Raw genomic sequence first — 25,728 nt, forward strand, 5'->3', positions numbered from 1 at the left:
GGGGCAGTAGGGCTGCCGCTCAGGCTGCCATCAGCGCCCGGACGCCGTCCGCCACGAATTGCACGGCCAGCGCGGCCAGGATGACGCCCAGCAGCCGGGTCAGGATCGAGCGCCCGGTCTGTCCCAGGATGCGGTCGATGCGTTCGGCCAGCACGAACACCAGATAGGTTATGGCGAGGCAGACGAAGATGATGCCGACCAGCGCCGTCTGCGCCGCAAAACCCTCGAAATGTCCCGACAACAGCACGGTGGCCGAAATCGCGCCCGGGCCGGCGATCAGCGGGATCGCGAGCGGGAAAGCGGCGATGTTGTGGATCATGTCCTTGGTGACCGCGACGTCGCCGATCTTCTCCTTGCGGTCGTGACGGCGCTCGAACACCATTTCGAAGGCGATGAAGAACAGCAGGAAGCCGCCGGCGACGCGGAAGGCCGGCAATGTGATGCCGAATACCGAAAGGATCGAGGCGCCGGCGACGGCAAACAGCGCCATCACCAGGAAGCCGATGACCGACGCGCGTATGGAGACCTGCTGGCGCTCCGAGCGATTCATGCCGCGCGTGACGGCGAGGAACAGCGGCGCCAGCCCGGGCGGGTCGATGGTCACCAGGATGGTGACGAAGGCGTTGAACAGGTTGTCGAAGCTCGGCATCGCTGATCCCCTCCCGCCGGGCGAAGCCCAAGCCTCTGCAATTGGTAGAGGAAAGCCGGGACGCTGGAAACAGGCGCGACAGAAATGGTGCGCGAAGCTGTGAAGCTGGTGCGAAGGATCGCTTCGGCTTCTTGTTTCAAGTCGCTGCGGTCGCCGGTAATCATCGACTTTCACACACGGCAGGCCAGGAATTCGACTTCGAGGCGCCAGCTCGCGCCGCCGTCATGCGAGCGCTCGCCGAGCCAGCGGAACGAATTCTCGGTGATGCGCGAAAAGCTCCAGCGCACCGAGGAGCCGGTGTCGTCAACGCCTTTCTGGACGATCGCGTCGCCCTCAGCGCGGCCAAGCTGGCGGCTGAAATATTGGTTGCGCGGATCGCTCCAGAAGATGTGCCAGGCCTCGAGGCCTGGATCGTAGACGCGCAGCGTGGTGCCGTAGAAGGTCCACGTGCCCAGAGAGGGCGAGGGACCGGCGTCGCGGGCGGGCAAGATCCAGACGTCCTGGACTGCCTTGCCGTCAAGGACCCAGCCGAAATGCGCTTCGCCGCGCCCCTTAAGAACCGAACCGTCTTCGAGATGACGCGTGGCGTCGAATGTCCAGGCGCCGATGAAGCGGCCGTAGAGCTTCAGCTTCTCGGCCAGATCTGGATTGGGCTCGTCGCTGTGCAGGGCCTCGGCAAAGGGATCGGTCATGGTTGCTGCCTCGTTTGTCAGGAGAGGGCGAGCAATAGAGGCGCGGCGAGGTTCTGCGCTTGGGGAAAATTGCTATCTTTCCGTGATGACGACGACTGAGAAGAACCTCGCATCAGGGTTCGGCTGGCGGGTGTCCGATGTGGTCTGCACAGCCGGCGCCGGTGCCAGGCCTTTCGAGGAAGAGCATCGCAGTTTCTGCATCGCCGCCGTGACAAGTGGCACCTTCCGCTACCGGACGCGCGAGGGCACAGCGATGCTTGCGCCGGGCGCCATCCTGCTCGGCAATCCCGGCGCCTGCTACGAGTGCGGCCATGAGCATGGGACCGGCGACCGCTGCCTCTCCTTCCATTTCGCGCCGGCCTACTTGGAACGCGTGGTCGCCGAAATGCCGGGCGCGAAGCGGCTGGCCTTCGCTGGCCCGCGCCTGCCGCCATTGCCAGCGCTGGCGCCATTGCTGGCGGAAGCGGAGGCCGCGCGGGAATCAGGCGAGGTCGACGCGTTCGAGGAACTCGGCCTGCGTATTGCCGGGGCGGTCATTGCGGCTGCAACCGGCTCTGGCAAGGCAGGCCGCCCACCCAGTCGCCGTGACCAAAGACGCGTTGCCGAGGCGGTGCGCATGATCGAGCTCCATGCCGACCGGCCGCTGTCGCTGAGCGAACTGGCCGACGGCACGGCGACCAGTCCCTATCATTTCCTGCGCACATTCCGGCACGTGGCCGGCATGACGCCCTACCAGTTTCTGCTGAGGACAAGGCTCCACCGGGCGGCGGTGCGGCTGCGCATCTCGAACGAAGCGATCTCGACCATCGCCTTCGATGCCGGCTTCAACGATCTATCGACCTTCAACCGCCGGTTCCGGCGCGAGATGGGCGAGGCTCCCGGCGCCTATCGCTCTCGCCGCGGGTCAGATGCTTGAGCGCTCGCGGTCCTTGCTGATGAATGGCGGGTCATGGCCGACCTTGCCCCGCGAGAGCCAAATGCGCTTTGGCCATATCGTCGCAATCAGCGGTATCCTTTTGAAATTCCCACCAAAATTGTCTCTGGAAAAGTGCCGCCGGCATTGGAGTTTCGGTCCGGCTTCCTATATAAGCAGCCAGTGATTCCCGACTGGATTGTGACCTGATTTGACCGACCAGAAGACACCGCGCGGGCCGGAGGGCGGCCCTACCGGCATCGAGCCGATTTCGATCATCGAGGAGATGCAGCGCTCCTATCTCGATTACGCCATGAGCGTGATCGTCAGCCGTGCGCTGCCCGATGTTCGCGACGGCCTCAAGCCTGTGCATCGCCGCATCCTCTACGCCATGCAGGAAGGCGGTTACCACTGGAACCGCAAGCACGTGAAATCGTCGCGCATCGTCGGCGATGTGATGGGTAAATACCATCCGCATGGCGACGCTTCGATCTATGACGCCCTGGTGCGAATGGCGCAGGACTGGTCGCTGCGCGTCCCGCTGATCGACGGCCAGGGCAATTTCGGCTCCATCGATGCCGACCCGCCTGCGGCCATGCGCTACACAGAGTCGCGCCTGACCAAGGTCGCGCATGAGCTGCTGGAGGATATCGACAAGGAAACGGTCGATTTTCAGGACAATTATGACGGCGCTGAACAAGAGCCGAAGGTACTGCCTGCGCGTTTCCCAAACCTTCTGGTCAACGGCTCGGGCGGCATCGCCGTCGGCATGGCCACCAACATTCCGCCGCACAACCTGGCCGAAGTATGCAACGGAGCGATGGCGATCATCGACAATCCGGCGATCGACCTGCCGGCGCTGATGGAGATCGTGCCCGGCCCGGATTTCCCGACCGGCGGCATAGTGCTCGGCCGCTCGGGCATTTACAGCGCCTATTCCACGGGTCGCGGCTCGATCGTCATGCGCGGCCGCGTCAACATCGAGGCGCGCGGCAACGACCGTGAATCGATCGTCATCACCGAGATCCCCTATCAGGTGAACAAGGCGGCGATGATCGAGAAAATGGCCGAACTGGTGCGCGAGAAGCGTATCGAGGGCATTTCCGATATTCGCGACGAGAGCGATCGCCAGGGCTACCGCGTCGTCATCGAATTGAAGCGCGAGGCGGTCGCCGACGTCATCCTCAACCAGCTTTACCGCTTCACGCCGCTGCAGACATCCTTCGGCGCCAACATGGTGGCGCTCAACGGCGGCAAGCCGGAGGTGCTGACGCTGATCGACATGCTGAAGGCCTTCGTCGGGTTCCGCGAGGAGGTGATCAGCCGGCGCACGAAATACCTTTTGCGCAAGGCGCGCGAGCGCGCCCACGTATTGGTCGGCCTCGCCATCGCCGTCGCCAACATCGACGAGGTGATCAAGCTGATCCGCACCGCGCCCGATCCGCAGACGGCGCGCGAGCAGTTGATGGAACGGCGCTGGCCGTCGCACGACGTCGCTCCGCTGATCAAGCTGATCGACGATCCACGCCATCGCATCAACGAGGACGGCACCTACAACCTCTCCGAGGAGCAGGCCCGCGCCATCCTCGATCTGCGCCTGCAGCGCCTGACCGCGCTCGGCCGCGACGAGATCGCCGACGAATTGAACAAGATCGGCGCCGAGATCATCGATTACCTTGACATTTTATCTTCCCGCGCACGCATCCAGCAGATCGTCAAGGACGAGCTGATCGCGGTGCGCGACGAGTTCGGCACGCCGCGCCGCACCGAACTCGCCGAAGGCGGGGCTGACATGGAAGACGAGGACCTGATCCAGCGCGAGGACATGGTCGTCACCGTCAGCCATTCCGGCTACATCAAGCGCGTTCCGCTGTCGCTCTACCGGGCGCAGCGCCGCGGCGGCAAGGGCCGCTCCGGCATGTCGACCAAGGACGAGGATTTCGTCACCCGCCTGTTCGTGGCCAACACGCACACGCCGGTGCTGTTCTTCTCCTCGCGCGGCATCGTCTACAAGGAAAAGGTGTGGCGCCTGCCGGTTGGCAACCCGCAGTCGCGCGGCAAGGCGCTGATCAACATGCTGCCGCTCGAGCAGGGCGAGCGCATCACCACCATCATGCCGTTGCCCGAGGACGAGACCAGCTGGGGCGAGCTCGACGTGATGTTCGCCACAACGCGCGGCACCGTGCGCCGGAACAAGCTGTCCGATTTCGTCCAGGTCAACCGCAACGGCAAGATCGCCATGAAGCTGGAGGAAGAGGGTGACGAGATCCTCGGCGTCGAGACCTGCACCGACAATGACGACGTGCTTCTGACCTCCAATTCGGGCCAGTGCATACGCTTTTCGGTCAGTGACGTGCGCGTCTTCCAGAGCCGCAACTCCGTCGGCGTGCGCGGCATCGCGATGGCCGAAACCGACCGGGTGATCTCGATGTCCATCATCGAGCATGTCGACGCTTCGCCGGCCGAGCGTGCCGCCTATCTCAAGCGAGCGGCCGCGGAGCGCCGGATTTCCGCCGGCACGGCCGGCGAGGAGGAAGAGGTCGCGCTGACCAATGAGGAAATCGGCGAGGAGGCAGAGCTTTCGGAGGAGCGCTACGAGTTCCTCAAGATGCATGAGCAGCTTGTGCTGACGGTGACCGAGTACGGTTATGGCAAGCGCTCGTCATCTTACGACTTCCGCCTGACCGGGCGCGGCGGCAAGGGCATCCGCGCCACCGACGTTTCGAAATCGGCCGAGATCGGCCGGCTTGTCGCGACGTTCCCGGTCGGCAATGACGATCAGATCATGCTGGTGTCGGACGGCGGGACCGTCATTCGCGTGCCGGTGGAGGGCATACGCTTTGCCAGCCGCGCCACCAAGGGTGTGACCATCTTCAACACCGCGGAAGGCGAGAAGGTTGTCTCGGTCGAGCGGATTTCGGAGCCGCAGTCCGATGAGGAGACCGATGAGGCCTCGACAGGCGAGGCGGCCGCAGACAATGGCGGCCAGGAGAGGTCCGAATAGAACCCGGTTGGCCACTACCGGGCTTACGCCCGGTGCGGTCGTTGCTGGAGATCAGAAGTGACGATGGGGTTTGCGGGCAAGAAAGCCGTCGAGCCGCTTGGTGTGGGCTTTGACGCGAACTCGCCCTGCTTCCTGATGCAGCCCGAATGCGGTTGCGATCAGCATGGCGACGGTCATTGCGGTGGCGAGCATGTAGATCAGCATTGCGTCATCTCCTACGCCTAGTAACGAACAGATGTGACTTTGGTTTCATCTCCTGAAGCGGCAACCTAGTGAACGCTGCGTGAAGCAGCCGTGATCGTCGCATTCATCCGTCGTTCACGTCGGCGAAATGGTTCACGCATTCCGCGATTAATCGGATTTGCCTTCCGCCCGCCCGCCCGCTAGAAGCCTGCCATGACCGATCGCATTGCTGTCTACGCCGGCTCCTTCGACCCACTGACCAACGGCCATCTCGATGTGCTGAAGGCGTCGCTGGCGGTCGCTGACACCGTCTTTGCCGCGATCGGCATCCATCCCGGCAAGACGCCGCTGTTTTCCTTCGAGGAGCGCGTCAAGCTGATCGTGGCCGCGACCAAGGCAGAATTCGGCCGCGATGGCGAACGCATCAAGGTCGTCTCATTCGACGGTCTGGTCATCGACGCCGCCAGGAAGCATGGCGCCTCGATCATCATCCGCGGCCTGCGCGACGGCACTGATCTTGACTACGAGATGCAGATGGCCGGCATGAACGAGACCATGGCGCCCGAATTGCAAACGGTCTTCCTGCCCGCCAGTCCATCGGTGCGAACCATTACCGCCACACTCGTTCGACAGATTGCTTCGATGGGCGGCGACATCCGCCCATTCGTGCCGGCGGCGGTTGCCGGCGCGCTCACCGCCAAATTCGCGAAATAACACCTTCGGAGACTTTCATGCAGCTGAAGAAGCTCGCTTCGTTTCTTGTCGTGCTTGCCGGCATTCTTGCGGCATCTTTTCCGGCTTTCGCCGACGACAAGGAAAACACCATGATCATCACGTTGAAGGACGGCGATGTGACCATAGCCCTGCGTCCGGACCTTGCGCCCAAGCATGTCGCTCAGATCAAGAAGCTGGTGCGCGACGGCGCCTATGATAATGTCGCCTTCCACCGGGTCATCGACGGCTTCATGGCGCAGACCGGCGACGTCAAGTTCGGCAACGTGAAGAAGGGCTTCAACGCGGAAGCCGTCGGCACCGGCGGCTCAGACCTTCCCGATCTGCCGGCCGAATTCTCGCAGTCCGAGCAATTCACGCGCGGCGTCGTCGGCATGGCCCGCTCGCAGGATCCGAATTCGGCGAACTCGCAGTTCTTCATCATGTTCGCGCCGGCGCCAAACCTCGACGGCCAGTACACCATCGTCGGCAAGGTGGTCAGCGGCATGGAACTGGTCGACAACATCAAGAAGGGTGACGAGGCAGACAACGGCACGGTCACCGAGCCAGACCGCATGATCAAGGTCCGCATCGCCGCCGACAGCAAATAACTTCCTCAATTTTCAAAGGATTTTCTGACATGGCTGAAATCAAGGACCGCGAGAACGCCCTCATCATGGAAACGACCAAGGGCGACGTCGTCATCGAAATGTATCCCGACCTGGCACCCGGCCACGTCGCCCGTATCAAGGAGCTTGCGCGGGAAGGCGCTTACGACGGGGTGGTTTTCCATCGCGTCATCGAGGGCTTCATGGCGCAGACCGGCGACGTCAAGTTCGGCAATTCCTCGAAGCCGACCTTTGCGCCATCGCGCGCCGGCATGGGCGGCTCCGACAAGCCGGATCTGAAGGCCGAGTTCTCGAACGCCAATCACGGCCGCGGCACCTGTTCGATGGCGCGCGCCCAGAACCCGAACTCGGCGAATTCGCAGTTCTTCATCTGCTTCGATGATGCTTCCTTCCTCAACCGCCAGTACACGGTGTGGGGCCAGGTCATCGAAGGCATGGACAATGTCGACAAGATCAAGCGCGGCGAGCCGGTGCAGGATCCCGACAAGATCGTATCGCTGAAGGTCGCGGCCGACGTAAAGTAGGCACAAGAACGACTATGGGCGCTGTCTGGTCCCTGCTCGGCATCCTGTCCGGCGCCTTCATCGCCATCCAGGCGCCGATCAATTCGCAACTGGCGCGCGGCCTGGGCCTTCCGGTCGCGGCCGCGGCCTTTTCCTTCCTGTCCGGCGCGATCGTGCTCGGCATCATTGCCATCGCGGTGGTGAAGCTGCAGGGGCTGTCGCTCGACTGGAAGGCGCCGGCGCCGTGGCTATTCGTCGCCGGCGGCGTGCTCGGCGGCTTCTATGTGACGCTCTCCACCATTCTCACGCCGCGTATCGGCGCTGCAGCTTTGATGGCGTTCCTCGTCGCCGGCCAGCTGATCGCCGGCATGCTCGTCGACCGCGTCGGCTTCCTCGGTGTCGCCGTGCGCGAGATATCGCTTGGCCGCGTCGCCGGGGCCGTCTTGCTGCTCGCCGGAGCGCTGCTCATCCGGCTGTTTTGATGCGCGTCGACCTGTTCGACTTCGACCTGCCGGATGAGCGCATCGCGCTGCGCCCGGTTGAGCCGCGCGACAGCGCCAGGATGCTGGTTGTAAGGCCGCGTCAAGGCCTGGAAGACCGGACCGTCAGCGATCTACCGTCGCTGCTCGGTCAGGGAGATGTGCTGGTGTTCAACGACACCAAGGTCATCCCGGCGCAATTGAAGGGCATCCGCAAGCGTGGCGAGGCCACGGCTCAGGTCGAGGCGACCCTGCACATGCGGGTGGCACCGGACCGCTGGCAGGCTTTCATGCGGCCCGGCAAGCGCGTTGCCGCCGGCGACAGAATCCATTTCGGCCATGACCAGAATTCCTGCTTCCTCGGCCAACTCGATGCGACGGTGATCGAGAAGGGCGAAGCCGGCGAGGCGCTGCTCGGTTTCGACCTCTCCGGGCCTTTTCTCGACGAGGCGCTGCATGCCGTCGGCCACATTCCGCTGCCGCCCTACATCGCCTCGAAGCGCGACGACGACGAGCGCGACCGCAGCGACTACCAGACGATCTATGCCAGGGAGGAGGGCGCCGTCGCCGCTCCGACCGCGGGGTTGCATTTCACACCGGAACTGTTCGCCGCGCTCGATGCCAAGGGCGTCGAGCGCCGCTTCGTCACGCTTCATGTCGGCGCCGGCACCTTCCTGCCGGTGAAGGCGGATGACACCGTCGATCACAAGATGCATGCCGAGACCGGCTCGGTTAGCGCCGAGACGGCAGCGGCGCTGAACGCAGCCAGGGCGCGGGGAGGGCGGATCGTGGCCGTCGGCACGACATCGCTGCGCCTGCTGGAAAGTGCCGCGACCGAGGATGGAATGATCGAGGCATGGTCAGGGCCGACCGACATCTTCATCACGCCCGGCTATCGCTTCCGGACCGCCGACATGCTGATGACCAATTTCCATCTGCCGCGCTCGACGCTGTTCATGCTGGTCTCGGCCTTCAGCGGGCTGGAGACAATGCGCGCGGCCTATGCGCATGCCATCGAGACCCGCTACAGGTTCTACTCCTATGGCGACGCCAGCCTGCTTTTCCGGGCGAGGAAGCCCGAAAAGGACCTCAATGACTGACGCCTTCTCTTTCAAGCTGCTTGCCATCGACGGCAAGGCGCGGCGCGGGTTGATCTCGATGCCGCGCGGCGAGATCCGCACGCCGGCCTTCATGCCGGTGGGCACCGGCGGCACCGTCAAGGCCATGTATATGGACCAGGTGCGTGGCGTCGGCGCCGATATCATACTCGGCAATACCTATCATCTGATGCTGCGGCCGGGTGCCGAGCGCGTGGCAAAGCTCGGCGGACTGCATGAATTCGCGCGCTGGCCTCACCCGATCCTGACCGACAGCGGCGGCTTCCAGGTGATGTCGCTGTCGAAGTTGAGAAAAGTCAGCGAAAAGGGCGTCACTTTCCGCTCGCATATCGATGGCGCGCCCTACGAGATGTCGCCCGAACGCTCGATCGAGATCCAGGGGCTGCTCGATTCCGATATCCAGATGCAGCTCGACGAGTGCACCGCACTTCCGGCCAAGCCCAAGGAGATCGAGCGAGCGATGGAATTGTCGCTGCGCTGGGCCGAGCGCTGCAAGGCAGCGTTCGGCGACCAGCCGGGCAAGGCGATGTTCGGTATCGTGCAGGGCGGCGACAGCGCGGTCATGCGCGTACGCTCGGCGCAGGCGCTGACAGCGATGGACCTCAAGGGCTACGCCGTTGGCGGGCTGGCGGTCGGCGAGCCGCAGGCGGTGATGCTGGAGATGCTCGACATCACCTGTCCCGAACTGCCGGCGGACAGGCCGCGCTACCTGATGGGCGTCGGCACGCCGGACGATCTATTGAAATCGGTGGCGCGCGGCATCGACATGTTCGACTGCGTGATGCCGACGCGGGCCGGCCGCCATGGCTTGGCCTATACGCGCCGCGGCAAGGTCAATCTTAGGAATGCCCGCCATGCGGACGATCCGCGTCCGCTCGACGAGGAAAGCGATTGCCCGGCGGCGCGGGATTACTCGCGTGCCTATCTGCACCATCTGGTGCGCTCGCAGGAGTCGCTGGGCGCGATGCTGCTCACCTGGAACAACCTGTCCTACTATCAGACGCTGATGCGGGACATCCGCGCCGCGATCGAGGCGCAAGCCTTCGAAGCGCGCGCGGCCGAGATTTCTGAAGGCTGGGCGCGAGGCGACATCCCCGCCATCTAAAGCCCCCGCAATTGACGGAGGGGCTGCTCGGGCGCAGAGATGCGGCCCCCGGGGGATCAGCCATGACCGTGACATACGACTTTGACGGCAACACCGGGGCGGTGGTCGACATGTCTGGCGGCAGGGCGCGGTACTGATCACGGCTCAGGTGCTGACCGAGGTCGATGCGCGAAGGCTGCAGCCGGTGATCTTGAAGCTGCCGTCCGGCTGCTGCTCGAGCGTGTAGACCGCCTCGTAATCCTTGCCGTCAGGCCCGACGATCAGCACCTGCTGGATGATCGAGGTCGGCCCGGTCTGCTCGACCTTGCCGAACGAATAGGTTTGCGGCTTGCGTACCGGCGCGTAGCCGTTGGTCACCATGTTCATGAAGGTGTCGACGGTCGGGAAGATCCGCTTCACGTTCGGGGCGGCAAAGCTGTAGGCCGCTGCGCCGTCATCGGCGATAAAGGCCTTGAGCTGGCTGTCGATCACCGTCTGCGCCGCCTTGATCTCGGCATCGCCGGCAAAGGCCATGGATGCAACCAGCATCGGAACGAGTGCGAATGCGAACAAAGCGCGGTGCATGGCCTGTCTCCAGAATTCGCGTTGTGAAAGCACAATCTAACATACGCTGGCCGGCAGGCCGGGGTTTCATTCGTCCCGCAGGAAATCTCGTCCGCGCCGACATCGGGCCGGGCTCCCAGGCCAGCAGCGCGCCGGCGCTGATCGTCGTCGCGGCTGTCTGGCGCTGGAACGAATGCGGCACGCAATCGCCAAAACTTGGCTAGCCCGAATTCCGCACAAGCTTGAAAGCACGGCGGCAGTCTGCCACAAGTGCCTCCTATTCCAGCGGGAAGGTTGGCAGGACGGCAATGAAGGCGTTTTTCGTGCAGATAAAGTGCGACCTGGGAAAGGCCTATGAGGTCGCCAGCGCACTCGCCGATGCCGAAATCGCCTCCGAGATCTATTCGACCGCCGGCAATTACGACCTGCTGGCCAAGTTCTATGTCGAAGACGGGGAGGACATTGGCCACTTCGTCAACGAGAAGGTGCAGAACCTGCCTGGAATCAAGGACACCTTCACGACCGTCACCTTCCGGGCGTTCTGACGTTCGCCGTTGCCCGGCCGGAAGTCATGGCCTGACTTGGCCTTCTCCAGGCTGCCTCAATCTTAAGCATTTCTCATAGAGTGGCTGCCATCGCCTCTCAAATCACCGATTGCGCTTGATTTTCTCCATCGAGGTCAGTGAAATGGCTTCAGAGGGGAGTACGCGATTGGCAGCGTTCGACGAAATGCTTCCGGAAGTTTCCGGATTGAGAAGACCATATCAGGCTTACGACCACTGGCTGAAGGAGCAGGATCCGGCCAGACTTACCGAGAAAATGCAGGATGCCGAGCGCGTCTTTCGCAAAACCGGCATCACCTTTGCCGTGTATGGCGAGCAGGAAGCCTCGGAACGGCTGATCCCCTTCGACATCGTTCCCCGCATCATCTCCGGCCAGGAATGGCGCCGCCTGACCCAAGGCATCGAGCAGCGGGTTCAGGCGCTGAACGCCTTTCTCGACGACATCTACCATCGCCAGGAGATCCTGCGTGCCGGGCGCGTCCCCAGGGATCTGGTTGCCAGGAACGAGGCCTTCCTGCCCGAGATGATCGGCGTCAGGCCGCCGGCCGGCGTCTACACCCACATCATCGGCGTCGACATCGTCCGCATCAGCGAGAACGAATTCTACGTGCTGGAGGACAATGCGCGCACGCCATCCGGCGTCTCCTACATGCTGGAGAACCGCGAGACGATGATGCAGCTCTTTCCGGAGCTGTTCCAGCAGATCAAGGTGCGGCCGGTCGAGAACTATCCGCAGTTGTTGCGCCAGTCGCTGGCTGCGGTGCGGCCGCAGAGCACCAAGGGCACGCCGACTATCGCCGTGCTGACGCCCGGCAGCTACAATTCAGCCTATTTCGAGCACGCCTTCCTTGCCGACCAGATGGGCGTGCAACTGGTCGAGGGGCAGGACTTGCGCGTCGTCGACGGCCATGTCGCGATGCGCACCACCGAAGGCTACAAGCAGATCGACGTGCTTTACCGACGCGTCGACGATGCCTTCCTCGATCCGCTCACCTTCCGCCCGGATTCGGCGCTCGGCGTGCCGGGCATCATGGATGTTTACCGCGCCGGCAACATCACCATCGCCAACGCGCCGGGAACCGGCATCGCCGACGACAAGGCGATCTATTCCTACATGCCGGAGATCGTCGAGTTCTATACCGGCCGCAAAGCGATCCTCGGCAACATCCCGACCTGGCGCTGCTCGGAAGCGGACAGCCTGAAATATGTGCTGGAGCACATCCACGAGCTGGTCATCAAGGAAGTGCACGGTTCCGGCGGCTATGGCATGCTGGTCGGGCCGGCGGCGACCAAGAAGGAATGCCAGGACTTCGCCAAGAAGCTGCAGGCAAAGCCCTCGAACTACATCGCCCAGCCGACGCTGGCGCTGTCGACCTGCCCGATCCTGACGGAAAAGGGTCTGTCGCCGCGCCATGTCGACCTCAGACCCTATGTGCTCGTCTCCGACCGCATCCAGCTCGTCCCGGGCGGCCTCACCCGCGTTGCGCTCAAGGAAGGGTCGCTGGTCGTCAATTCATCGCAAGGCGGCGGCACGAAAGATACGTGGGTGCTGGATGACTAAAGCGAGCGCGTAGGGAATGGTGAGTAGTCGGTAGTCAGTAGAGGAAAGAAGCAATGCCACATTCCGTCGAAGTTCGAAAGCTCACTATTCACTACTCACTACTCACTACTCACTAGCCCGAAGGGCCATTACATGCTTCTCGGCCGCACCGCCAACGGGCTCTACTGGATGAACCGCTACATCGAGCGGGCGGAAAACATGGCGCGGCTTGTCGATGCCGGGCTGCGTATGGCGCTGACGCGCACGCAGAATGCGTCGGAGGAGTGGAACTCGGTGCTGCTCAGCGCCGGCTCCGACCTTGCCTTCTCGCAGAAGTATCAGGACTACACCGCCGCCAATGTCTCCGATTTCCTGTTGCGCGACACCTCGAACCCGTCGAGCACCATGTCGTCGATCGAGACGGCCCGCCACAATGCCCGCATGGTTCGCACCGCTTTGACTCGCGAAACCTGGGAAAGCATCAACGAAGCCTGGATGTCGCTGAAACGCATGCTGGCGAGACCGATCGACGAGCGCGACCTGCCGACCGTTCTCGACGCGATCAAGCGCGAGACGGCGCTGATCCGCGGCTCGTTCTACGGCACCATGCTGCGCAACGAGATCTTCGATTTCTCGCAGCTCGGCACCTATGTCGAGCGCGCCGACAACACCGCTCGCATCCTCGACGTCAAATATTATGTGCTGCTGCCGTCGATCTCCTGGGTGGGGTCGACGCTCGACAACTATCAGTGGGAATCGATCCTGCGCTCGGTCTCGGCGCATCGCTCCTACCGCTGGGTCTACGATGCGGAGTACAAGCCGACCAACATCGCGGACTACCTGATCCTCAATGTCCGCATGCCGCGCTCGCTGACCTTCTGCTACCGTTTCCTTGCCGAGCACCTGAAATTCCTTGGCGACGACTATGGCGAGCGCCATGCCTGCCACGCCACGGCTGAAAAGACGCAGGCGATGCTCAGAAAAGGATCGATCAAGGACATATTCGATACCGGCTTGCATGAGTTCCTGGCCGGCTTCATCCGCGACAACACTAGGCTGGGCGACGAGATCGCCCAGGACTACCGGTTCTATTGAGCGTGCTTGAACAGTAAGGGGCGAGCGCCATGCGGCTCAAGATCACTCACAGGACCGAGTACCGCTACGATGCGCCGGTGCAGTATCTGCTGCAGCGACTTCGCTTGCTGCCGCAGAGCGGACAGACGCAGACCGTGCAATCCTGGTCGATCAAGATCGACGGCGCGCGCGCGGAGGTGCGTTTCACCGACCATTTCGGCAACGACACGCGGCTGGTGAGCGCCGAGGGCGGCCACAACACCATCACGCTCGAAGCCGCGGGCGAGGTGATCACGCGCGACACGGCGGGCGTATCGGGCCCGCATCAGGGCTTTGCGCCCTTGTGGCTGTTTGGCCTCGACACACAATTGACCGCCGCCGGCAGCGGCATCCGCGAGCTCGCTGCCTCGAACGGCGAGGGGACGGATATCGAGCGGCTGCACAGGCTGATGGGCGTGATCCGGGAGCGTGTCGCCTATAAGCCGGGCACCACCAGCGTCGTCACGCCGGCCGAGGAGGCGCTGGCGCAAAAGACCGGCGTCTGCCAGGATCACAGCCAGATCTTCGTCGCCGCCGCGCGGGCCATGGGCTTTCCCGCTCGCTACATCAGCGGCTATTTGATGATGGACGCGGCCATCGAGCAGGCTGCAAGCCACGCCTGGGCGGAGGCGCATGTTCCGGGCCTCGGCTGGGTGGCCTTCGATCCCGCCAACGGCATCTCCCCGGACGAACGCTATGTGCGCGTGGCGACGGGACGCGACTATCGCGATGCATCGCCGGTATCGGGGATCTTGCTCGGCCAGGCGGAAGAGAAGCTTGCCGTGACCGTCACGGTGGAACAGTAGCTTCCCAGGGCACACCGGCGCCCGATAGAGCGGCTGGACTTGCTCTTTTACGCAGTTCCGGACCCAAAACCGTCATACAGTTTTCCTGCAATGGCCCGAGATTCGCTGGAAGAAGACCCATGACCTATTGCGTCGGCCTGAAGATCGATCGCGGGCTCGTGTTCATGTCGGACACGCGCACCAATGCCGGCATGGACTCGATCTCCACCTTCAAGAAGATGCATGTCTGGGAAGAGCCAGGCGAGCGCGTCATCGTCCTGATGTCTGCCGGCAATCTTGCCACCACCCAGGCCGTGGTCAGCCTGCTGGATGAGCGCAACAAGGCTGTCAGCGACCGGCACGAGAAGCTGCGCGAAACGCCATCCATGTACCAGACGGTCCGACTGGTCGGCGAAACGGTGAAAGAGGTCATCGCGCAATCGTCGCCGGCCGGCGAGAAGGCCGATTCCTATTTCAACGCCTCATTCATCCTCGGCGGCCAGATCAAGGGCAGCCCGCCCCGCCTGTTCATGATCTATCCCGAGGGCAATTTCATCGAGTCGACCGACGACACGCCGTTCTTCCAGATCGGCGAGACGAAATACGGCAAGCCGATCATCATCCGTGCCTATGATCGCGCGATGAGCCTGGCCGAGACGGTGAAGCTGCTGCTGGTTTCCTTCGACTCGACGCTGAAGTCGAACCTGTCGGTCGGACTGCCGCTCGACCTGCTCTTTCTGGAGACGGACGCCTTCAGGGTCGGCCTGAAAAAGCGCATCGGCCAGGACGACCAGTACTATCGCACCATCTCCGACGGCTGGTCGGATGCTTTGAAGACCGCCTTTGCCAGTCTGCCGGATTTTCCCGGGTAGGGTTGGTCCGGCCCTGCCGGTGGTCGATGATGGGAAGACGAAGGAGGTCGGGCCGGTTGCGAACCGGTTTGCCTTTACGGTCATGTCGATTTCGTTAGCCGGCTACTGCCTTTTCTTCGGTTTCGTTTTCCATTATAGGTGAAAAAAACGAAAGTGGAGGGACGCCGGATGTTTCTTTCGCCACGCCATGCCGAGATCATCCAGATGGCGAAGGATCATGGCCGGGTTCTGGTCGACGACCTGTCCACGCATTTCAACGTCACGCCGCAAACCATTCGCAAGGACCTCAACGACCTGTGCGACCAGCGCTTGTTGACGCGTATCCATGGCGGCGCGCTGTTCCCGTCCGGCATCGAAAACATGGAATACGAAGCGAGGCGCAAGATCGCCGCCGACGAGAAGGAGGCGATCGGCCGCGCCGCGGCCAGACTGATCCCCGACAACGCCTCGCTGTTCATCAACATCGGCACCACAACGGAAGCCGTCAGCAAGGCGCTTCTCGACCATAGCGGGCTGATGGTCATCACCAATAACATCAATGTTGCCAATAGGATGCGCATTTATCCCTCGATCGAGGTGGTGATCGCCGGCGGAGTGGTGCGCGGCTCCGACGGCGGCGTCGTCGGCGAAGCCGCGGTCGATTTCATCCGGCAGTTCAAGGTCGATTACGCCGTCATCGGTGCGTCGGCGATCGACCATGATGGCGCGCTGCTCGACTTCGATTTCCGCGAGGTGAAGGTGGCGCAAGCCATCATCGCCAATGCCCGGCACGTGATTCTGGTTTCCGACCAGACCAAATTCGAGCGCACGGCACCCGTTCGCATCGGCCATCTGTCGCAGGTCAACACCTTCATCACCGACCGCTGCGACATCCCCTCGGTACGCCGGATCTGCGAGGAGAGGGAGGTTCGCTTGATCGAAACGACGCTCGAATAGCGGCTTTCACTGCCGCTTCACGGCCCCGTGATATTTCGTTTGACATTCGTTCTGAGTTCGATTTAATCCCGCCACGGTTTCGCGAAACACAAAAATGGTGCAATGCGAAATCGTGGAGGAACCCTGTGGACGCATCACCGATCCATGACATTTTTGTCATAGGCGGCGGCATCAACGGCTGCGGCATCGCACGCGACGCTGTCGGTCGTGGATTTTCGGTTTTCCTGGCCGAAATGAACGATCTCGCCAGTGGGACCTCTTCCGGCTCGACCAAATTGATCCACGGCGGCCTGCGCTATCTCGAGTTCTACGAATTCCGACTGGTGCGCGAAGCGCTGATGGAGCGCGAGGTGCTGTGGAAGAACGCGCCGCATATCATCTGGCCGATGCGCTTCGTGTTGCCCTACGCCAAGGGTCTGCGGCCGGCCTGGCTGATCCGGCTCGGCCTCTTCCTCTACGACCATATCGGCGGGCGCAAGCTGCTGCCGGCGACGAAAACGCTCGACATGGCCAGCGATCCGGCCGGCAAGCCGCTGAAGCCGTTGTTTCGCAAGGCGTTCGAATATTCGGACGGCTGGGTCAACGATGCCCGTCTGGTGGCGCTGAACGCCCGTGACGCGGCCGACCGCGGCGCGATCATCCGCACCCGCACGAAGGTGGTCAGCGCCCGCCGCGACGGCGCCCTGTGGACCATAAAGATGGAGAATGTGCTGACAGGCGAGACCGAGGATGTGCGCGCCCGGCTTCTCGTCAACGCCGCGGGACCATGGGTCGACCAGGTTCTGGCCAAGACCGTCGGCCAGAACGACGTTCACAATGTCCGACTGGTGCAGGGCAGCCATATCGTCATCCGCAAGAAGTTCGACGATCCTCGGGCCTACTTTTTCCAGAACAAGGACGGCCGCATCATCTTCGCCATTCCCTATGAAGAAGAGTTCACGCTGATCGGCACGACGGACCGCGATTATCCCGGCGACCCGCACGACGTGAAGATCAGCGACGCCGAGATCGATTACCTGTGCGCAGCGGCGAGCGAATATTTCGCTCATCCCGTCAAGCGCTCGGATATCGTGTGGACCTATTCGGCCGTGCGCCCGCTTTACGACGACGGCGCCTCGAAGGCGCAGGAGGCGACCCGCGACTATGTTCTGAAGGCCGATGGCGAGGAGGGTGCGGCCCCTCTGATCAATGCCTTTGGCGGCAAGATCACCACCTATCGCCGGCTGTCGGAATCGATGCTGGAGAAGATCGAAGGTTTTCTCGGCAAGCGCGGCAAGTCGTGGACGCATGACGCGCCGCTGCCTGGCGGCGATTTCGCGGCGACCGGCTTCGAGGCTCAGGTGGCAAAGCTCAAGCGGGCCTATTCATTCCTCGACCAGCGGCTGGCGCGCAGGCTGACCCGGCTCTACGGCACACGCGCCGAGAAGCTGCTCGGGCTGGCCAAGTCGATTGCCGATCTCGGCCGCAATTTCGGCGCCGACCTCTACGAGGCCGAAGTGCGCTATCTCGTGGAGAACGAATGGGCGGTCACGGCCGAGGACGTGCTGTGGCGCAGGACCAAGCGCGGCCTGCATTTCAGCCGCGAGCAGACGGCGGCACTCGAAGAATTCATGCGTGGCCGGCGCCACGTCGCGGCGGCCGAATGAGGACCGCTCGATGATGCGCAAAGTCCGGGAGGAGGCGTGATGCTGGAACTGAGAAACGTGACGAAGACGGTCGGCGCGCAGGAGCATATCCGCGACGTGTCGCTGACGCTTCAGCACGGCTCGCTGAACGTCCTGCTCGGCCCGACGCTTTCGGGCAAGACGAGCCTGATGCGGCTGATGGCCGGGCTCGACGCGCCGACGTCAGGCTCGGTCTGGTTCGACGGCAAGGACGTGACCGGACAGCCGGTGCAGAAACGCAACGTCGCCATGGTCTACCAGCAGTTCATCAACTACCCGGCGATGACGGTGTACGAGAACATCGCCTCGCCGCTGCGGGTCGCCGGTGTCGAGCAGGCCAAGATCGACAAGGAGGTGCGCAACGCCGCAGCGCTGCTGAAGCTCACGCCCTATCTCGACCGCACGCCGCTCAACCTGTCCGGCGGGCAGCAGCAGCGCACAGCGCTCGCCCGCGCCATCGTCAAGAATGCCAGCCTGGTGCTGCTCGACGAACCGCTTGCCAATCTCGACTACAAGCTGCGCGAGGAGTTGCGCGCCGAACTGCCGAAGATCTTCGCCGCCGCCGGCACCATCTTCGTCTATGCCACCACCGAACCGCACGAGGCGCTCTTGCTCGGCGGCAACACCGCTACGCTGTGCGAGGGCCGCGTCACCCAGTTCGGCCCGACCGTCGAAGTGTTCCGCAGGCCGGTCGATCTGGTGACGGCGCGGACCTTCGCCGATCCGCCGCTCAACACCATCGTGCTTGCCAAGAAGGGTCCGGATTTCCTGCTCGAAGGCGGCGTCAAGCTGCCGGTGCCGCCGGAACTCAACGGCATTGCCGACGCCAGCTACACGATCGGCTTCCAGCCGCACCATCTGTCACTCGAGCGTCCCAATGCCGCCGCGGTGCCGGTGCGGGCCAAGGTCACCATCACCGAGATCACCGGCTCGGAAAGCTTCGTCCATCTCGATTTCGCCGATGCGCGCTGGGTGATGCTTGCGCATGGCATCCTCGATTTCGAGACCGACGACGAGGTCGAGGTCTTCATCGATGCCCGCCATATCATGGTGTTCGACCAGAACGGCCGCGCCGTGACGGCGTCGAAGCTGGCGGCCTGAGGAGGAAGCGATGGCGCGCATCGACGTCAACCATATCCGCCATTCCTACCTGCCCAATCCGCGGCAGGATTCGGATTTCGCGCTGAAGGAAGTGCATCACACCTTCGAGGATGGCGGCGCCTATGCGCTGCTCGGGCCGTCGGGCTGCGGCAAGACCACACTGCTCAACATCATTTCGGGGCTGCTGCATCCCTCGCACGGCAAGCTTCTGTTCAACGGCCGGGACGTTACCACTCTGTCGACCCAGGAGCGCAACATCGCCCAGGTGTTCCAGTTCCCGGTCATCTACGACACCATGACCGTCTACGACAATCTGGCCTTCCCGCTGCGCAATCGACGCGTGCCGGAGGCCGATGTCGACCGCAAGGTGCGCGAGACGCTCGACATGATCGATCTCGCCGCGCTGGCCAGGAAGAAGGCGCGTGGGCTCACCGCCGACCAGAAGCAGAAGATCTCGCTCGGCCGCGGCCTGGTGCGCTCGGACGTCAACGCTATCCTGTTCGACGAACCGCTCACCGTCATCGACCCGCATATGAAATGGGTGCTGCGTTCGCAGCTCAAGCAGTTGCATCGCCGCTTCGGCTACACCATGGTCTATGTCACGCATGACCAGACCGAGGCCCTGACTTTCGCCGATCGCGTCGTTGTCATGTATGACGGCGAGATCGTGCAGATCGGCACGCCGGCCGAGCTGTTCGAGCGCCCGCGCCACACTTTCGTCGGTTATTTCATCGGTTCGCCCGGCATGAACGTGCTGCCGGTTGCCCTCGATGGCAGGACGGTGATGCTCGGCTCACAGCGCATAGAACTGCCCGGCGTGCCCAAGGCCGAAGCCGGCACAGTCGAGCTCGGCATCCGTCCGGAATATGTTCGGCTCGGCCGGGAAGGGATGTCGGTGTCCGTCAGCAAGGTCGAGGACGTCGGCCGCCACAAGGTGGTGCGCGCCAATCTCGAGGGCAGGGAGATCGCGGCCGTCATCGGCGAGGACGACGAGGTGCCGGCCGAACCCAAGGTTCGCTTCGATCCGGCCGGCATCAACATCTATGCCGATTCATGGCGCGTCGAGATGGGGGCCTAGATGGAAAAGACCTGGAACAACAAGGCCTGGTTCCTCGTCCTGCCGGTGCTGGTGCTGGTGGCGTTCTCGGCCGTCATCCCGCTGATGACCGTCGTCAACTATTCAGTTCAGGACACGTTCGGCAACAACGTCTTTTTCTGGGCCGGCACCGAGTGGTTCGAGGAGCTGCTTGGCTCCGACCGCTTCTGGGAAGCGATGGTGCGTAACCTGATCTTCTCCTTGATCATCCTGGCGATCGAGGTGCCGCTCGGTATCTTCATCGCGCTCAACATGCCGAAGAAGGGCTGGGGCGTGCCGGTCTGCCTGGTCTTGATGGCGCTGCCGCTGCTCATCCCGTGGAATGTCGTCGGTACCATCTGGCAGGTCTTCGGCCGCAACGACATCGGATTGCTCGGCTACTACGTCAATGCGCTCGGCATCGACTACAACTATGTGCAGGATCCGATCGACGCCTGGGTTACGGTCATCGTCATGGACGTCTGGCACTGGACGAGCCTGGTCGTGCTGCTCTGCTATGCCGGCCTGGTCTCCATTCCCGACGCCTTCTACCAGGCGGCCAAGATCGACGGCGCCTCGCGTTGGGCTGTGTTCCGCTACATCCAACTGCCGAAGATGCAGCGCGTGCTGCTGATTGCTGTGCTTTTGCGCTTCATGGACAGTTTCATGATCTACACCGAGCCCTTCGTCGTCACCGGCGGCGGACCCGGCAACTCGACCACCTTCCTGTCGATCGACCTCGTCAAGACGGCGCTCGGCCAGTTCGACCTCGGCCCGGCAGCCGCCATGTCCCTGGTCTACTTCCTGATCATCCTGTTGTTGTCATGGGTGTTCTACACCGTGATGACTAACTACGACGCGGAGCGCTGAGATGACCGGGGTCAACGAAAGATCCGACCGGGTGAGCGAGACGACGGTTTCGGATGACGTGGGCAGCACGCTGTCGCAGGACGAAGTTGCAAGGCTGATGCGCCGGCGCGGCGAGGAATCGCGCTGGTGGTGGATCGTGCCCACCATCTACATCGTCGTTATCCTGCTGCCGATCTACTGGCTCATCAACATGAGCTTCAAGACCAATGGCGAGATCGTCTCGTCACTGACGCTCTATCCGCATGCGCCGACGCTCGCCAACTATCGCACCATCTTCTCCGATCCATCCTGGTATTCGGGCTACATCAACTCGATCACCTATGTGGTGATGAACATGGTGATCTCGGTCACCGTGGCGCTGCCGGCGGCCTACGCCTTTTCGCGCTACCGTTTCCTCGGCGACAAGCATTTGTTCTTCTGGCTGCTGACCAATCGGATGGCTCCGCCGGCGGTCTTCGCGCTGCCGTTCTTCCAGCTCTACTCGGCGTTCGGCCTGATCGACACGCATATCGCCGTGGCGCTTGCGCACTGCCTGTTCAACGTGCCGCTGGCGGTGTGGATCCTGGAAGGCTTCATGTCCGGCGTGCCGAAGGAGATCGACGAGACCGCCTATATCGACGGTTATTCCTTCCCGCGCTTCTTCGTGAAGATATTCATGCCGCTGATCGCGAGCGGCATCGGCGTCGCCTGCTTCTTCTGCTTCATGTTCTCATGGGTGGAGCTGCTGATCGCGCGCACGCTGACCACCACCGATGCCAAGCCGATCGCTGCCACCATGACACGCACCGTATCGGCCGCCGGAATGGACTGGGGCCTGCTCGCCGCCGCCGGCGTGCTGACGCTGATCCCCGGCGCGCTCGTCATCTGGTTCGTCCGTAATTACATCGCGAAGGGCTTCGCCCTGGGGAGAGTGTGATGAAACGAACGCATAAGTTCATCCTCAGCACCATCGCCAAGGGCTTTCCCCTGGGGAGGGTGTGACCATGAATCTCGACCTCTCCTGGATGGCGTGGACCTGGCCGACGGCCGCGTTCTTCGGCACCATCTTCCTACTGCTTTGCGGTATGGCGGCGTGGGAATATGCCTCGCCGGGCGGCAATCCTCGCGTGGGCATCCTGCGCATTGAGACGACGCGCGGCGACCGCCTCTTTCTTTCGCTGCTCGGCAGCGCCTTTATTCATCTCGCTTGGCTGGGTCTTGTCGGATCCAACCTGTGGTGGGCTCTCGCTCTCTCCGTAGTCTACGCCGTCGGCGTGTTCCGCTACGTATAGAGGGGGAAACTGTTGGAGCGGCCGCGTGCCGGCGGCCGCTCCAGATCGCACTTGCAACCTAAAACGGAGGAAACACATGCGACGGCAAATTTTAACATCAACGACTGCCATTGTCCTGTTGCTGGGGGCCGGCAATGCCTATGCCGGCATGGACGAGGCCAAGGCTTTCCTGGACAAGGAGATCGGCCCGCTTTCGACGCTCTCGCGCGCCGATCAGGAAAAGGAAATGCAGTGGTTCATTGACGCTGCCAAGCCGTTCGCCGGCATGGAAATCAAGGTCGTGTCGGAAACCATCGCCACCCACTCGTACGAGTCGCAGGTGCTGGCACCAGCCTTCTCCGCCATCACCGGCATCAAGGTCACGCACGACACGATCCAGGAAGGTGACGTCGTCGAGAAGATCCAGACCCAGATGCAGACGGGGCAGAACATCTATGACGGCTGGGTCAACGACTCCGACCTGATCGGCACCCACTGGCGCTACCAGCAGGTGCGCAACCTGACCGACTGGATGGAAGGCGACGGCAAGGATGTCACCAACCCGAACCTCGACCTGAAGGACTTCATCGGCACCTCGTTCACGACCGCACCCGACAAGAAGCTCTATCAGCTGCCCGACCAGCAGTTCGCGAACCTCTATTGGTTCCGTTACGACTGGTTCAACGACGAGAAGAACAAGGCCGACTTCAAGGCCAAATACGGCTATGACCTCGGCGTGCCGGTCAACTGGTCGGCCTATGAGGACATCGCCGAGTTCTTCACCGGCCGCGAGATCGACGGCAAGAAGGTCTACGGCCACATGGACTACGGCAAGAAGGATCCGTCGCTCGGCTGGCGATTCACCGACGCCTGGCTGTCCATGGCCGGCAATGGCGACAAAGGCATTCCGAACGGCCTGCCGGTCGACGAATGGGGCATCAAGGTCGACGAGAATTCGCGTCCTGTCGGCTCCTGCACCGCGCGTGGCGGCGACACCAATGGACCTGCGGCGGTCTACTCGATCCAGAAGTATCTAGACTGGCTGAAGGCCTACGCTCCGGCTGAAGCGCAGGGCATGACCTTCTCCGAATCCGGCCCGGTTCCGGCGCAGGGTGCGGTGGCCCAGCAGATCTTCTGGTACACCGCCTTCACCGCCTCGATGGTCGACGCCAGCGCCAAGGCGGTGCTGAACGACGACGGCACGCCGAAATGGCGCATGGCACCGTCGCCGCACGGCGTCTACTGGAAGGACGGCATGAAGCTTGGCTACCAGGACGTGGGTTCGTGGACGCTGATGAAGTCGACCCCGACCGACCGCGCCAAGGCTGCCTGGCTCTACGCGCAGTTCGTCACCTCGAAGACGGTCGACGTGAAGAAGAGCCATGTCGGCCTGACCTTCATCCGCGAGAGCACGATCCACGACAAGAGCTTCACCGAGCGGGCTCCGAAGCTCGGCGGCCTGATCGAGTTCTACCGCTCGCCGGCCCGCGTCCAGTGGTCGCCGACCGGCACCAACGTGCCTGACTATCCGAAGCTGGCTCAGCTCTGGTGGCAGGCGATCGGCGACGCCTCGTCGGGCGCCAAGACGGCGCAGGAAGCGATGGACTCGCTCTGCGCCGAGCAGGAAAAGGTCATGAGCCGCATCGAGAAGTCGGGGGTCCAGGGCGATATCGGCCCGAAGATGGCCGAAGAGCATGATCTCGAATACTGGAACAAGGATGCGGTCTCGAAGGGCAACCTCGCGCCGCAGCTGAAGATCGAGAACGAGAAGGAAAAGCCGATCACCATCAACTACGACGAGCTGGTGAAGAGCTGGCAGAAGTAACCGCATGACGCGGGCGTGCTCGCCCATGTAGGAAATGCAGGGGAGGCGGCTTTGCCGTCTCCCCTGTTGCATGAGAAGTGGAGGGATCAGGAATGAGCGGTTTTGTGCTGGCGATCGACCAGGGCACCACTTCGACCAGGGCGATCCTGTTCGATGACAAGATGAAGGTTGCAGGCGTCGGCCAGCAGGAATTCACGCAGCATTATCCGGCATCGGGCTGGGTCGAGCACGACCCGGAGGACATCTGGACAAGCGTGGTCGCGACCGCCAAGGCGGCGCTGAAGGCGGCCGGCCGCACAGCCGCGGACGTGGCGGCGATCGGCATCACCAACCAACGCGAGACGGTTGTGATCTGGGACAAGGCGACCGGCAAGCCGATCCACAACGCCATCGTCTGGCAGGATCGCCGCACCGCGCCGCTCTGCCATAAGCTCAAGAAGCAAGGGCTGGAGAAGACATTCACAAGCAAGACCGGGCTGCTGCTGGATCCCTATTTCTCCGGCACCAAGATCGCCTGGATGCTGGACAAGGTGAAGGGTGCGAGGAAGCGGGCCGAGAAGGGCGAATTGCTTGCCGGCACCATCGACAGTTTTCTGATCTGGCGGCTGACCGCTGGCCAAGTGCACGCCACCGATGCCACCAACGCGTCGCGCACGCTGGTCTACAACATCGAGAAGAATGTCTGGGACGAGGAACTGCTGTCCATCCTGAAGATCCCGGCCGCGATCCTGCCGCAGGTAAAGGACTGCGCCGATGATTTCGGCGTGACCGAAAAAAGCCTGTTCGGCACTGAAATGAGGATACTTGGCGTCGCCGGCGACCAGCACGCGGCGACCATAGGGCAGGCCTGTTTCGAGCCGGGCATGATGAAATCGACCTATGGCACCGGGTGCTTTGCGCTGCTCAACACCGGCGCCGACCTGGTGCGTTCGAAGAACAGGCTTCTGACCACCATCGCCTACCGGCTGAACGGCAAGACCACCTATGCGCTTGAAGGCTCCATCTTCATCGCGGGTGCGGCCGTGCAGTGGCTGCGCGACGGCATCAAGGTGATCGGCAAGGCCGACCAGAGCGGCGCGCTTGCCGCGACCGCCGATCCGGCGCAGCAGATCTATCTGGTGCCGGCCTTCGTCGGCCTCGGTGCGCCGCACTGGGACGCCGAGGCGCGCGGCGCCATCTTCGGATTGACGCGCAATTCGGGACCGGCGGAGTTTGCGCGCGCCGCACTGGAATCCGTCGCCTTCCAGACGCGCGACCTGCTCGACGCGATGCGCAAGGACTGGAAGGGTGCCTCGGCCAAGACCGTGCTTCGTGTCGACGGCGGCATGGTCGCATCCGACTGGACCATGCAGCGGCTGGCCGACATCCTCGATGCGCCGGTCGATCGGCCGACAATCCTGGAGACGACCGCGCTAGGGGCGGCCTGGCTCGCCGGCTCGAAGGCCGGCGTGTGGCCGAAGGCGAAGGAGTTCGCCAAGAGCTGGGCGCTCGACCGCCGCTTCAAGCCGGACATGGATGCAGCCACGCGCTCGGCAAAGCTTGCAGGATGGCGTCACGCGGTGAGCCGGACGCTGAGCGGGCACTAAAGACTGCTGAGGCGACAAG

Annotated in this window: 26 protein-coding genes; 22 read left to right on the plus strand and 4 right to left on the minus strand. The window is 62.9% G+C overall.

Annotated features, from left to right (window positions below):
- Positions 1-19 precede the first annotated feature (19 nt).
- Together EN818_RS01405 and EN818_RS01410 are read right to left on the minus strand one after the other, a co-directional pair.
- Positions 20-649: a MarC family protein gene (locus EN818_RS01405; protein WP_095805950.1), complete on the minus strand. Its 630-nt coding sequence runs from the start codon at positions 647-649 to the stop codon at positions 20-22.
- 170 nt (positions 650-819) lie between these two features.
- A complete protein-coding gene (locus EN818_RS01410) occupies positions 820-1,341 on the minus strand; it encodes a hypothetical protein (protein ID WP_095805949.1) in 522 nt (173 codons plus the stop codon).
- A gap of 85 nt (positions 1,342-1,426) precedes the next feature.
- Between EN818_RS01410 and EN818_RS01415 the strand changes: the two genes are divergently transcribed.
- Positions 1,427-2,257 (plus strand): AraC family transcriptional regulator, encoded by an 831-nt coding sequence (locus EN818_RS01415; RefSeq protein ID WP_095805948.1) that lies wholly within the window; start codon positions 1,427-1,429, stop codon positions 2,255-2,257.
- Between the two features lie 208 nt (positions 2,258-2,465).
- Entirely contained in the window at positions 2,466-5,258 is a 2,793-nt protein-coding gene (gene gyrA, locus EN818_RS01420) for a DNA gyrase subunit A (protein ID WP_095805947.1), read from the plus strand.
- 51 nt (positions 5,259-5,309) lie between these two features.
- On the opposite strand, the gene EN818_RS01425 is transcribed toward gyrA, so the two are convergent.
- Positions 5,310-5,462, minus strand: a complete 153-nt coding sequence (locus EN818_RS01425) for a hypothetical protein (RefSeq protein ID WP_095805946.1) — start codon at positions 5,460-5,462, stop codon at positions 5,310-5,312.
- A gap of 192 nt (positions 5,463-5,654) precedes the next feature.
- Between EN818_RS01425 and coaD the strand changes: the two genes are divergently transcribed.
- The 6 genes from coaD to tgt are packed head-to-tail and all read left to right on the plus strand — an operon-like array spanning position 5,655 to position 9,986.
- A complete protein-coding gene (coaD, locus tag EN818_RS01430; RefSeq protein WP_095805945.1) occupies positions 5,655-6,155 on the plus strand; it encodes a pantetheine-phosphate adenylyltransferase in 501 nt (166 codons plus the stop codon).
- A 17-nt stretch (positions 6,156-6,172) separates the two neighbouring features.
- Positions 6,173-6,763 carry a peptidylprolyl isomerase gene (locus EN818_RS01435; protein WP_095805944.1) on the plus strand — a complete coding sequence of 197 codons (591 nt, stop codon included), beginning with the start codon at positions 6,173-6,175 and terminating at the stop codon, positions 6,761-6,763.
- 29 nt (positions 6,764-6,792) lie between these two features.
- A complete protein-coding gene (locus EN818_RS01440) occupies positions 6,793-7,305 on the plus strand; it encodes a peptidylprolyl isomerase (protein WP_095805943.1) in 513 nt (170 codons plus the stop codon).
- A 14-nt stretch (positions 7,306-7,319) separates the two neighbouring features.
- Positions 7,320-7,766, plus strand: a complete 447-nt coding sequence (locus tag EN818_RS01445; RefSeq protein WP_095805942.1) for a DMT family transporter — start codon at positions 7,320-7,322, stop codon at positions 7,764-7,766.
- On the plus strand, positions 7,766-8,863 hold the full coding sequence (queA, locus tag EN818_RS01450) for a tRNA preQ1(34) S-adenosylmethionine ribosyltransferase-isomerase QueA (protein WP_095805941.1): 1,098 nt from the start codon (positions 7,766-7,768) through the stop codon (positions 8,861-8,863). The genes EN818_RS01445 and queA overlap by 1 nt, the downstream gene beginning before the upstream one ends.
- Complete coding sequence (gene tgt, locus EN818_RS01455) at positions 8,856-9,986, plus strand: tRNA guanosine(34) transglycosylase Tgt (RefSeq protein WP_095805940.1); 1,131 nt, start codon at positions 8,856-8,858, stop codon at positions 9,984-9,986. Before queA ends, tgt begins: the two co-directional genes overlap by 8 nt.
- Before the next feature lie 144 nt (positions 9,987-10,130).
- Here the strand turns inward: tgt and EN818_RS01460 are convergent, their stop codons facing one another.
- On the minus strand, positions 10,131-10,550 hold the full coding sequence (locus tag EN818_RS01460; RefSeq protein WP_095805939.1) for a DUF4864 domain-containing protein: 420 nt from the start codon (positions 10,548-10,550) through the stop codon (positions 10,131-10,133).
- Between the two features lie 287 nt (positions 10,551-10,837).
- Here EN818_RS01460 and EN818_RS01465 point away from each other — a divergent pair, with 287 nt between their 5' ends.
- The 14 genes from EN818_RS01465 (at position 10,838) to glpK (ending at position 25,709) form a co-directional block, all read left to right on the plus strand.
- On the plus strand, positions 10,838-11,074 hold the full coding sequence (locus EN818_RS01465; RefSeq protein WP_095805938.1) for an Lrp/AsnC ligand binding domain-containing protein: 237 nt from the start codon (positions 10,838-10,840) through the stop codon (positions 11,072-11,074).
- 166 nt (positions 11,075-11,240) lie between these two features.
- Entirely contained in the window at positions 11,241-12,653 is a 1,413-nt protein-coding gene (locus tag EN818_RS01470) for a circularly permuted type 2 ATP-grasp protein (RefSeq protein WP_176478369.1), read from the plus strand.
- 132 nt (positions 12,654-12,785) lie between these two features.
- Positions 12,786-13,727, plus strand: coding sequence for an alpha-E domain-containing protein (locus EN818_RS01475; protein ID WP_095805937.1), 942 nt, complete (start codon positions 12,786-12,788; stop codon positions 13,725-13,727).
- Between the two features lie 29 nt (positions 13,728-13,756).
- Entirely contained in the window at positions 13,757-14,551 is a 795-nt protein-coding gene (locus EN818_RS01480) for a transglutaminase family protein (RefSeq protein WP_135903922.1), read from the plus strand.
- A gap of 119 nt (positions 14,552-14,670) precedes the next feature.
- Positions 14,671-15,402 (plus strand): peptidase, encoded by a 732-nt coding sequence (locus EN818_RS01485; protein ID WP_095805935.1) that lies wholly within the window; start codon positions 14,671-14,673, stop codon positions 15,400-15,402.
- Between the two features lie 168 nt (positions 15,403-15,570).
- A complete protein-coding gene (locus EN818_RS01490) occupies positions 15,571-16,338 on the plus strand; it encodes a DeoR/GlpR family DNA-binding transcription regulator (protein WP_095806151.1) in 768 nt (255 codons plus the stop codon).
- A gap of 125 nt (positions 16,339-16,463) precedes the next feature.
- Positions 16,464-17,984, plus strand: coding sequence for a glycerol-3-phosphate dehydrogenase (glpD, locus tag EN818_RS01495; protein ID WP_095805934.1), 1,521 nt, complete (start codon positions 16,464-16,466; stop codon positions 17,982-17,984).
- Positions 17,985-18,023: 39 nt separating this feature from the next.
- Positions 18,024-19,103 (plus strand): ABC transporter ATP-binding protein, encoded by a 1,080-nt coding sequence (locus EN818_RS01500; protein WP_095805933.1) that lies wholly within the window; start codon positions 18,024-18,026, stop codon positions 19,101-19,103.
- 10 nt (positions 19,104-19,113) lie between these two features.
- Entirely contained in the window at positions 19,114-20,181 is a 1,068-nt protein-coding gene (locus EN818_RS01505; RefSeq protein WP_095805932.1) for an ABC transporter ATP-binding protein, read from the plus strand.
- Entirely contained in the window at positions 20,182-21,048 is an 867-nt protein-coding gene (locus tag EN818_RS01510) for a sugar ABC transporter permease (RefSeq protein ID WP_095805931.1), read from the plus strand. It begins immediately after the preceding gene.
- A gap of 1 nt (position 21,049) precedes the next feature.
- Positions 21,050-21,964: a carbohydrate ABC transporter permease gene (locus EN818_RS01515; RefSeq protein ID WP_095805930.1), complete on the plus strand. Its 915-nt coding sequence runs from the start codon at positions 21,050-21,052 to the stop codon at positions 21,962-21,964.
- A 67-nt stretch (positions 21,965-22,031) separates the two neighbouring features.
- On the plus strand, positions 22,032-22,319 hold the full coding sequence (locus EN818_RS01520; RefSeq protein ID WP_095805929.1) for a DUF2160 domain-containing protein: 288 nt from the start codon (positions 22,032-22,034) through the stop codon (positions 22,317-22,319).
- A gap of 76 nt (positions 22,320-22,395) precedes the next feature.
- On the plus strand, positions 22,396-24,123 hold the full coding sequence (locus EN818_RS01525) for an ABC transporter substrate-binding protein (RefSeq protein ID WP_095805928.1): 1,728 nt from the start codon (positions 22,396-22,398) through the stop codon (positions 24,121-24,123).
- 92 nt (positions 24,124-24,215) lie between these two features.
- The gene (gene glpK, locus EN818_RS01530; protein WP_095805927.1) at positions 24,216-25,709 is read left to right on the plus strand and encodes a glycerol kinase GlpK; all 1,494 of its coding nucleotides are present in this window, start codon (positions 24,216-24,218) and stop codon (positions 25,707-25,709) included.
- Positions 25,710-25,728: the final 19 nt, after the last annotated feature.

Origin of the sequence: Mesorhizobium sp. M3A.F.Ca.ET.175.01.1.1 (assembly GCF_004791945.1) — a bacterium.
GTDB lineage: Bacteria > Pseudomonadota > Alphaproteobacteria > Rhizobiales > Rhizobiaceae > Mesorhizobium.